Annotated in this window: 9 protein-coding genes; 7 read left to right on the forward strand and 2 right to left on the reverse strand. The window is 67.8% G+C overall.

Annotation, left to right across the window (positions count from 1 at the left end; genetic code table 11):
* Positions 1 to 147 precede the first annotated feature (147 nt).
* The 4 genes from DBR23_RS08500 (at position 148) to DBR23_RS08515 (ending at position 4,549) form a co-directional block, all read left to right on the forward strand.
* The gene (locus DBR23_RS08500) at positions 148 to 1,104 is read left to right on the forward strand and encodes a Bug family tripartite tricarboxylate transporter substrate binding protein (RefSeq protein WP_108497950.1); all 957 of its coding nucleotides are present in this window, start codon (positions 148 to 150) and stop codon (positions 1,102 to 1,104) included.
* 146 nt (positions 1,105 to 1,250) lie between these two features.
* Positions 1,251 to 2,585 (forward strand): sulfatase, encoded by a 1,335-nt coding sequence (locus tag DBR23_RS08505; protein WP_108497951.1) that lies wholly within the window; start codon positions 1,251 to 1,253, stop codon positions 2,583 to 2,585.
* A gap of 84 nt (positions 2,586 to 2,669) precedes the next feature.
* Positions 2,670 to 3,638 (forward strand): helix-turn-helix domain-containing protein, encoded by a 969-nt coding sequence (locus DBR23_RS08510; protein ID WP_108497952.1) that lies wholly within the window; start codon positions 2,670 to 2,672, stop codon positions 3,636 to 3,638.
* A 182-nt stretch (positions 3,639 to 3,820) separates the two neighbouring features.
* Complete coding sequence (locus DBR23_RS08515; RefSeq protein WP_108497953.1) at positions 3,821 to 4,549, forward strand: alpha/beta hydrolase; 729 nt, start codon at positions 3,821 to 3,823, stop codon at positions 4,547 to 4,549.
* Positions 4,550 to 4,627: 78 nt separating this feature from the next.
* On the opposite strand, the gene DBR23_RS08520 is transcribed toward DBR23_RS08515, so the two are convergent.
* Positions 4,628 to 5,530 (reverse strand): LysR family transcriptional regulator, encoded by a 903-nt coding sequence (locus DBR23_RS08520; RefSeq protein ID WP_108497954.1) that lies wholly within the window; start codon positions 5,528 to 5,530, stop codon positions 4,628 to 4,630.
* Positions 5,531 to 5,690: 160 nt separating this feature from the next.
* On the opposite strand from DBR23_RS08520, the gene DBR23_RS08525 reads away from it, so the two are divergent.
* From DBR23_RS08525 to DBR23_RS08530, 3 genes are read left to right on the forward strand one after another with little or no spacing between them, the layout of a single operon-like run.
* A complete protein-coding gene (locus tag DBR23_RS08525; protein WP_056065578.1) occupies positions 5,691 to 6,674 on the forward strand; it encodes a TerC family protein in 984 nt (327 codons plus the stop codon).
* A gap of 27 nt (positions 6,675 to 6,701) precedes the next feature.
* Positions 6,702 to 6,860, forward strand: coding sequence for a hypothetical protein (locus DBR23_RS29920; protein ID WP_199227666.1), 159 nt, complete (start codon positions 6,702 to 6,704; stop codon positions 6,858 to 6,860).
* The gene (locus tag DBR23_RS08530; protein ID WP_108497955.1) at positions 6,857 to 7,408 is read left to right on the forward strand and encodes a DUF2062 domain-containing protein; all 552 of its coding nucleotides are present in this window, start codon (positions 6,857 to 6,859) and stop codon (positions 7,406 to 7,408) included. The genes DBR23_RS29920 and DBR23_RS08530 overlap by 4 nt, the downstream gene beginning before the upstream one ends.
* 63 nt (positions 7,409 to 7,471) lie before the next feature.
* On the opposite strand, the gene DBR23_RS08535 is transcribed toward DBR23_RS08530, so the two are convergent.
* The coding region (locus DBR23_RS08535; RefSeq protein ID WP_255581613.1) for a tripartite tricarboxylate transporter substrate binding protein at positions 7,472 to 7,808 on the reverse strand (337 nt) is incomplete at its 5' end.

The following is a 7,808-nucleotide window of genomic DNA, read 5'->3' on the forward strand; positions in this document are numbered from 1 at the left end:
GGGTGGGGGGCCGGTGCAGGCGCGGGCATCAGGGTATATCCGGGCGATGATTGATTAGATCAATTGATTGTGTGCCCAATACATTGCGCCCATCAACCCGGGCAGCCCTGCTGCCGGGCCCGTCTGCCCACGCTGGAGAAACCGATCATGTGGAAACCCCTTGCCACCTCTGCCCTGACCGCCGTGCTGGCCCTGTGCGCCACCCTGGCGCATGCCCAGGACACCCCGCTGCGCATCGTGGTGGGCTACGCCCCCGGCGGCGCCACCGACCGCGTGGCCCGCATCGTGGCCGACAAGCTGGGCAGCAAGCTCGGTACGCCCGTCATCGTGGAGAACAAGACCGGCGCGGGCGGCCGCCTGTCGGCCCAGGCTGTCAAAGCCGCGCCCGCCAACCAGCCCACGCTGCTGTTGGCCAACCCGGCCGTCATGCTGGTGGCGCCCCTGGTGTTCCCGGACGCGGGCTACGACCCCGAGCGGGACTTCCGCCCTGTGAGCCATGTCAACAGCTACGAATTTGGCTTGGCTGTGGGCAGTGCCGTGCCGGTCAAGGAACTGCCTCACCTCATGGCGTGGCTGCGCGCCAACCCCGACAAGGCCAACTTCGGCGTGCCTGCCACGGGCAGCCTGCCGCACTTTTTTGGCCTGATGGTGGGCGACGCCGCCAAGGTGCGCGCCGAGGTGGTGGGCTATCGGGGCTCTGCCCCATTGCTCAATGACCTGCTGGGCGGGCAAATCCCTGTGGCGTTTGACACCTTCGACACCCTGCTGCCCCAGCACGAGGCCGGCAAGATCCGCATCCTGGCCGTGTCGAGCGCCAAACGCAGCCCGCTGGACCCCAAGATCCCCACCTTCAAGGAAAGCGGCATGGACCTGGCCGCCACCGGGTGGAACACCTTTTTTGCGCCCATGAGCATGCCCAAGGCCCAGGCCGAACGCTTGTCCGGCTTGATCGTGGAGGTGATGAAAGATCCGGATACGCAGCGCAAGTTCGAGACCGCCAAGATGGAGCCGGTGGTGGCGACCATGGCGCAGACTGAGGCGATGCTCAAGGCCTACCGCGCGCAATGGGCGCCCGTCGTGCAGCGCTCGGGCTTCAAGCCATAGCAAGGAAGCCCCCCTGAGCGGCTTCGCCGCTTCCCCCGAGGGGGACGGTGGCCTTGCTGCGGGGCGGCCCTTGCTAGCCGCCCCTCGCATGGCCCGTGCCAGTTGCGCAGGTCGCAGCCAACAGTAAGTGACATTGGATTTCAGAGATGAACACGCACCCCCGCCCCAACATCATCTTCATCGTCGCCGACGACCTCGGCTATGCCGACCTGGGCTGCTACGGCGGGCGCGACGCGGCGTTTGGCCCGGTGTCGCCGGTGCTCGACCAGCTGGCGGCCAAGGGCCTCAAGCTCACGCAGGGCTATTCCAATTCGCCCGTCTGCTCGCCCACGCGTTTTGCGCTGATGACGGCGCGCTACCAGTACCGCCTGCGCGGTGCTGCCGAGGAACCCATCAACAGCAAGAGCCGGGGCAGCACCACGCTGGGCCTGCCGCCCGAGCACCCAACGCTGCCGTCGCTGCTGCGCGCAGCAGGCTACCGCACGGGGCTGATGGGCAAGTGGCACCTGGGCTACCCGCCCGCGTTCGGGCCGCTGCGCTCGGGCTATGAAGAGTTCTTCGGGCCCATGTCGGGCGGGGTGGACTACTTCACCCACTGCAGCTCCAACGGCACGCATGACCTGTACCTGGGCGAGGAGGAAAAGCAGCAGGACGGCTACCTCACCGACCTCATCACCGACCACGCGCTCGACTATGTGCAGCGCATGGCGCCGGGGGCGCAGGCAGGCACGCCGTTCTTCTTGAGCCTGCATTACACCGCGCCCCACTGGCCGTGGGAAACGCGCGACGACGAGGCGCTGGCGCAGGAGGTCAAGGGCAACCTGTTCCACCTGCACGGCGGCAACATCGAGACCTACCGCCGCATGATCCACCACATGGACGAGGGCATCGGCCGCATCATGGCGCTGCTGGAGTCCTTGGGCCTGGCGCGCGACACGCTGGTGGTGTTCACCAGCGACAACGGCGGCGAGCGCTTCTCGGACAACTGGCCCCTGGTGGGCGGCAAGATGGACCTGACCGAAGGCGGCATCCGCGTGCCCTGGATTGCCCACTGGCCTGCGGTGATCGCCCCCGGCGGCGTGAGCGCGCAGACCTGTATGACCATGGACTGGTCGGCCACCATGCTCGACGTCGCAGGGACCGCCGCGCATGCGGACTACCCACTGGACGGCCGCTCGCTGATGCCGCTGCTGCGCGATGCCAACGTGATCGACGAGCCCCCGCTGTTCTGGCGCATGAACCACCGGGGCCAGCGAGCCATGCGCCAGGGCGTGTGGAAGTACCTGCGGGTGGACGGCAACGACTACCTGTTCAACCTGGCCAACGACGAACGCGAGCGCGCCAACCGCGCGCCCGTGGAGCCCGAGCGCCTGCAGGCCATGCGCGCCGCGTGGGAGGCGTGGAATGCGTCCATGCCCGCCATTCCTGACGATGCCACGGTGAGCCTGGGGTATTCGGTGAAGGACATGCCGCAGCGCTGAGCCTGGCAGGCAGGTCGTCAGGAGTGTGGGCGGGAGGGCTGGCCCTGTTGCCTGCCCGGCCCGCTTGCCGGTAGATTGGGCGCCATGCCCGCCGCTCCCGCGCTTTCGTCCCCCGCTGCTTTGCGCCAGTGGACCACCGACGTGGTGGCGCCGCCCGCGCGCCTGGACTACTGGGTGGGCGCGATCTGCGAGGCGTTTCTGGAGATGGATTGCAGCTCCCGCGAGGCGCCGCTGTTCGGCGGCGAGCTGCAAAGCCTGCCGGTGGAGACGCTGTCCATCAACCGCGTGCGTGCCTCCACCCAGGATGTGTTTCGCACACCCGCAGGCATTGCGCGCAGCCGCCAGCTGCCCTTCTACCTGATCGGCCAGGCCGAGACCGCGTGGCATGTGCGCCAGGATGGCCATGTGGCCCACCTGCGCCCGGGCGATGTGGTGCTGCTGGATTCGGCCCGGCCCTATGAACTGCACTTTCCTGAAGGCGTGCACTGTGTGTCGCTGCAGCTTCCGCGCGCCTGGGTGGGGCAGTGGCTGCAGCAGGCCGAGGCGCCCGGGCCGCGTGTGGCCTGGCGCGACCAGGGCTGGGGCCAGAGCCTGGGGGCGCTGGCCGTGCAGCTGGCGCGTGACCCGGCCTCGGCGCAGGCCTTGCCGCCAGCATTGCTGTCCGACCACCTGGGGGCGCTGTTGTGCGCTGCGCTGGAGCCGCCCCAGCCACCGGCACCCACTGCGGCGCGCAGCCTGCATGCCCATCTGTGTGCGCTGCTGCAGGCACGCATCGACCAGCCGGGCATCTCGGCCCCGGCGCTGGCGCAGGAGGCGGGTGTGTCGCTGCGCACCCTGCACCGGGCCTTTGCGGCACAGGGCCACACCTTTGCGGGCACCTTGCGCGAACTGCGCCTGGCGCGTGCAGGCGAGCTGCTGCGCCGTCCCCAGTTGGCCCATGTGGCCGTGGCCGAGATCGGGCGGCGCTGCGGCTTTGCCGACCCTTCGCATTTCGCACGCGCCTTTCAGCGCGCCATGGGCGTGTCGCCCGCGCAGTGGCGGCGTGGCGGCTGATTCCGTCTCCCAATCCTCCGTGTCGTTGTTGCTTCGCCTTGCCGCGCTACACGGCGGTGAAGCTTTTGGCACACCCAGCACAGCCGGCTGGCACGCGCAGGCCATTCCTTGCCACCAGGTGTTTCTAAGGTAGCGGCAGGGCGGATTGCCCAGTCCTGCAACACAACCCCAAGGAGACACACATGCCGGATACCTATGTCCTGGTCCATGGCGCCTGGCACACCGGTGCCGAAATGGAAGCCACCGCCACCCACCTGCGCGCGCGCGGCCACACCGTGCACTGCCCCACGCTCGCGGGCAACAACCCCGGCGACGACCGCGCGGCCACGGGTCTCGCCGACGCGGTGGATTCGCTGGCGGCCTTCATCGAAGGCCAGGGCCTGACCGACGTGCGCCTGGTGGGCCACAGCTACGGCGGCATGGTCATCAGCCACATGCCCGCGCGCCTGCCCGGGCGCATCCGCCGTCTGGTGTACTGGAACGCCTTTGTGCCGCAGCCGGGCGAGTGCCTGAATGACCTGGTGCCGCCGCATTACCGTGCGCTGTTCGACCAGGTGGCGGCCAGCAGTGGCAATGCCGTAGTGCTGCCGTACCCCATCTGGCGTGAAGCCTTCATCAACGATGCCGACGAGGCTCTGGCGCAAAGCACCTACGCGCTGCTCAACCCCCACCCCTACCGCACCTTCACCGAACCCGCGCAACTGCCCGTGCCGCTGGCCGCGCTGGAGGTGGGCAAGAGCTACCTCAACGCGCAGCAGGACACCGCGCTGCCCCACAGCCTGCCGTGGCACCCGCGCCTGTCGGAGCGGCTGGGCTTGTTCCGCCTGGTGGAGTGCCCGGGCAGCCACGAACTGTGCTTTTCCGACCCGGCATCGGCGGCGCAGCACATCGAGCGGGCAGGGCGCGACTGACGGGGCCTGCGAGGGCATTGCGCCAGCTTTTTGCGTCTTTTGGGCCCCAAGCGCTAGATCGGTATGTGCTGATGGCTATCAATTCAATAGCATTCCGCCCTGGCCTGCCTCCAGCAGCCGCGTGAGCAGCGGGTGCATCACCTTGCGGGCGCTGTAGATCAGGTGGAACTGCTCCTGCACGTCGGGTGCGGTACCCACCTGCACCAGCCCGTGGGTCTGGGCCAGGTGCTCGCCCAGCGAGACCGGCGCGGGCATCACGCCCATGCCGGTGGCGGCAAAGGTGCTCAAAAGGGCGCTGTCTTCAAACTCCCCGGCAATGCGCGGGCGGATGCGCTCGCGCTCCAGCCAGTGGTCGATGCGTGCGCGCATCGCGGCGTGGTCGGTGGGCAGCAGCACGGGCACCACAGCCAGGCTGTGCGGGAAGTCGTTGGCCGCCGCCTCGGCCCACAGCGGGGGCGCATACCAGGCAATGGCGCTCGTGCCCAGCAGCTGGCTGGTGGTGCGCAGGGCGGGGTTGGGGGGCGCGGCACGGTCTGCCAGCACGGCATCGAGCTTGTGCAGCGCCAGCTCGCCCAAGAGGGGCTGGAACTCGCCCTCATGGCACAACAGGCGCAGGTGCGGCTCGTCCAGCACGGGGGTCAGCAGCCGGTGCACGGCCAGCTTGGCAATGCCGTCGGAGATGCCCAGGTTCAGCCGCAACGTCTGGCCGCTGGCGGCCTCGCGCACCCGCACGGGCAGCTGCTCGCCCAGCGCAAAAATGTGGTCGGCTTCATGCAGCGCGGCCACGCCTGCGTCGGTCAGCACCAGGTTGCGGCCCTCGGTGCGCAGCAGGCTCACGCCCAGCGACTTTTCCAGCTCGCGCACCTGGGCGCTGATGGTCTGCACGGCCATGTCCAGCCGCTCTGCGGCGCGGGCGATGCCGCCCTCCTTGGCCACCACCCAGAAGTAGAAAAGATGGCGGTAGTTGAAGCTCTGGCTCATGATCTCTTTGCGGTGGGGCCGTTAAAAAAGTGTTTGGTTCGTAAAAACCGAACCAATACTACTGTGATCACAGGTTTTAAAGAAGTACCCCAGCCCCTACAGTCCGGGGCTTGGGCGTCCGGCGTGCCTGGGCGTGTGAGGGCATCTTTGGAGAAACTCGATGGAAACAATCGGAACGTGGTGGATGTGGGCGGGATTTGCCGTCTTCGTGGTCATCGCCATAGGCGTGGACCTGCTGGTCATGGAGCGCCAGGGCGCGCACAAGGTCACCATGGGCGAGGCCGCGCGCTGGAGCCTGTTGTGGTTCTCGCTCGCCTTTGTGTTCGTGGCCATCCTGTGGTGGTACCTGGACAGCAGCCAGGGCCGCGAGATCGCCAACACGGTGTCCATGCAGTTCATCACCGGCTACCTGGTGGAGAAGAGCCTGTCGGTGGACAACATCTTCGTCTTCCTGATGCTGTTCAGTTACTTTGCCGTGCCGCCGCAATACCAAAAGCGCGCGCTCATAATCGGCATCATCGGCGCCATCGTGCTGCGCACGCTGCTCATCCTGGCAGGCGCCTGGCTGCTGGCCACCTTCCACTGGCTGTTGTATGTGTTCGGTGCGTTCCTGGTCGTCACGGGCGTGAAGATGTGGTTTGCCGCCGGGCAGGAGCCTGACATCGCCACCAACCCGGTGCTCAGGTTCCTGAAAAAGCGCATCCGCATCACCGACCAGTTCGACGGCGAAAAGCTCTCGACCCTGATCAACGGCGTCAAGCACTACACCCCGCTGTTCGTGGTGCTGATCCTGATCGGCACGACCGACATCATCTTTGCGGTGGACAGCATCCCGGCGATCTTCGCCATCACCAGCGACCCGTTCATCGTGCTCACGGCCAACATCTTTGCCATCCTGGGCCTGCGTGCGCTGTACTTCCTGCTGGCAGACCTGGCCGACCGCTTCCACCTGCTGGCCTACGGCCTGGCGCTGGTCCTGGTCTTCATCGGCGGCAAGATGTTGCTCATCGACTTTGTGAAGATTCCGATTGGCTATGCCTTGCTGGTCACGGCCACGCTGATCGCCGGGTCGATCTTCCTGTCGCTGCGCAATTCGGGCGAGGCCGCCAAGGGCGCCCCACCCGCACTGCCCCCCAAGGCCTGATCGCTGCCAAACCGGGAGACTTGAGCCATGGATCTGATCGAATCGGTGATGCTGTGCATGTTGTTGGGCCTGGTGGGGGCCACAGCCATGGCCTACCACGCTGAGAACGAGCCGCGCGACGTGAACCTGCTGGTGGGCCTCACCACCTTGTGGGGCGCCGGCACTGCGGTAGCGTTCGTCGCATGATGCAGCCGCTGTGTCGCCTGCGCCGCTGGTTGCGGGCCCTGGAACCCCGGGCCCGGCAACTGCTGGACCGCAGCTGGCTGGCGCAGTTCCAGCCCTGGCTGGAGCAGCGCGCGCTGTTCCGCTTCCAGCGCCAGCCGCTGGCGCGCGGGGTGGCGGCTGGCATGTTCTGCGGCCTGATCCCAGGGCCGCTGCAGATCCCGGGCACGCTGCTGGTGTGCGCCTGGGTGCGCGGCAACGTGGTGGCCGGAGGCGTGGCCACCTTCTATACCAACCCGCTCACCACCGTGCCGCTGTATGTCGTGGCCTTCTACCTCGGGGCGCTGGTGATGCCCGGCGCGCAGACCCTGCCCGCCTGGAGCATCGTGGCGCCGGGTGGGGAGTTCACGGTGCAGGCCCTGGGCACCTGGATGCAGGCACTGGGCACGCCGCTGCTGATCGGCCTGCCCACGCTGGGCCTGCTGCTCGCAGTGCTGGGTTATGTGACGGTGCAGCTGCTGTGGCTCGCGCCCGCCTTGCACCGCAAGCGAAGGCTGGCGCGCAGCCGCTGAGCCCCGTATTCGGCCCGCACCGTGGGCGCCCACGCAGGGGGATGGGGCGCAGCCCCTGGGGGGTCAGTCGAGTTTTACGCCCACCTTGGTGATGACGCGCCCCCACTTCTCCCGCTCGGCGCGCGCAAAGCTGCCCATCTGGGCGGCGGTGCCGGGCATAGGCTCCACACCCAGTGCCTGCAGGCGCGCCTTGGTGCGCGTGTCGGCCAGTGCGGTCTGCAGTGCCTTGCTGAAGTTCGCCACCACATCGGCCGGCGCGCCGGTGGGTACGACCAGGCCTTGCCACGCAAAACCTTCAAACCCCTGCAGGCCCTGCTCGGAAATCGTGGGCACATCGGGCATGGTGGTCACTCGCTGCGGGCTGGCCACACCAATGGCGCGCACCTTGTTGCCCGCGAGG

The sequence above is a fragment of the Acidovorax sp. HMWF018 genome, from assembly GCF_003061035.1.
GTDB classification, from domain to species: Bacteria; Pseudomonadota; Gammaproteobacteria; order Burkholderiales; family Burkholderiaceae_C; genus Acidovorax; species Acidovorax delafieldii.

Coding starts and splice junctions, on each gene's coding strand:
- DBR23_RS08500 (WP_108497950.1), top strand. CDS start 148: ATGTGGAAACCCCTTGCCACCTCTGCCCTGACCGCCGTGCTGGCCCTG.
- DBR23_RS08505 (WP_108497951.1), top strand. CDS start 1,251: ATGAACACGCACCCCCGCCCCAACATCATCTTCATCGTCGCCGACGAC.
- DBR23_RS08510 (WP_108497952.1), top strand. CDS start 2,670: ATGCCCGCCGCTCCCGCGCTTTCGTCCCCCGCTGCTTTGCGCCAGTGG.
- DBR23_RS08515 (WP_108497953.1), top strand. CDS start 3,821: ATGCCGGATACCTATGTCCTGGTCCATGGCGCCTGGCACACCGGTGCC.
- DBR23_RS08520 (WP_108497954.1), bottom strand. CDS start 5,530: ATGAGCCAGAGCTTCAACTACCGCCATCTTTTCTACTTCTGGGTGGTG.
- DBR23_RS08525 (WP_056065578.1), top strand. CDS start 5,691: ATGGAAACAATCGGAACGTGGTGGATGTGGGCGGGATTTGCCGTCTTC.
- DBR23_RS29920 (WP_199227666.1), top strand. CDS start 6,702: ATGGATCTGATCGAATCGGTGATGCTGTGCATGTTGTTGGGCCTGGTG.
- DBR23_RS08530 (WP_108497955.1), top strand. CDS start 6,857: ATGATGCAGCCGCTGTGTCGCCTGCGCCGCTGGTTGCGGGCCCTGGAA.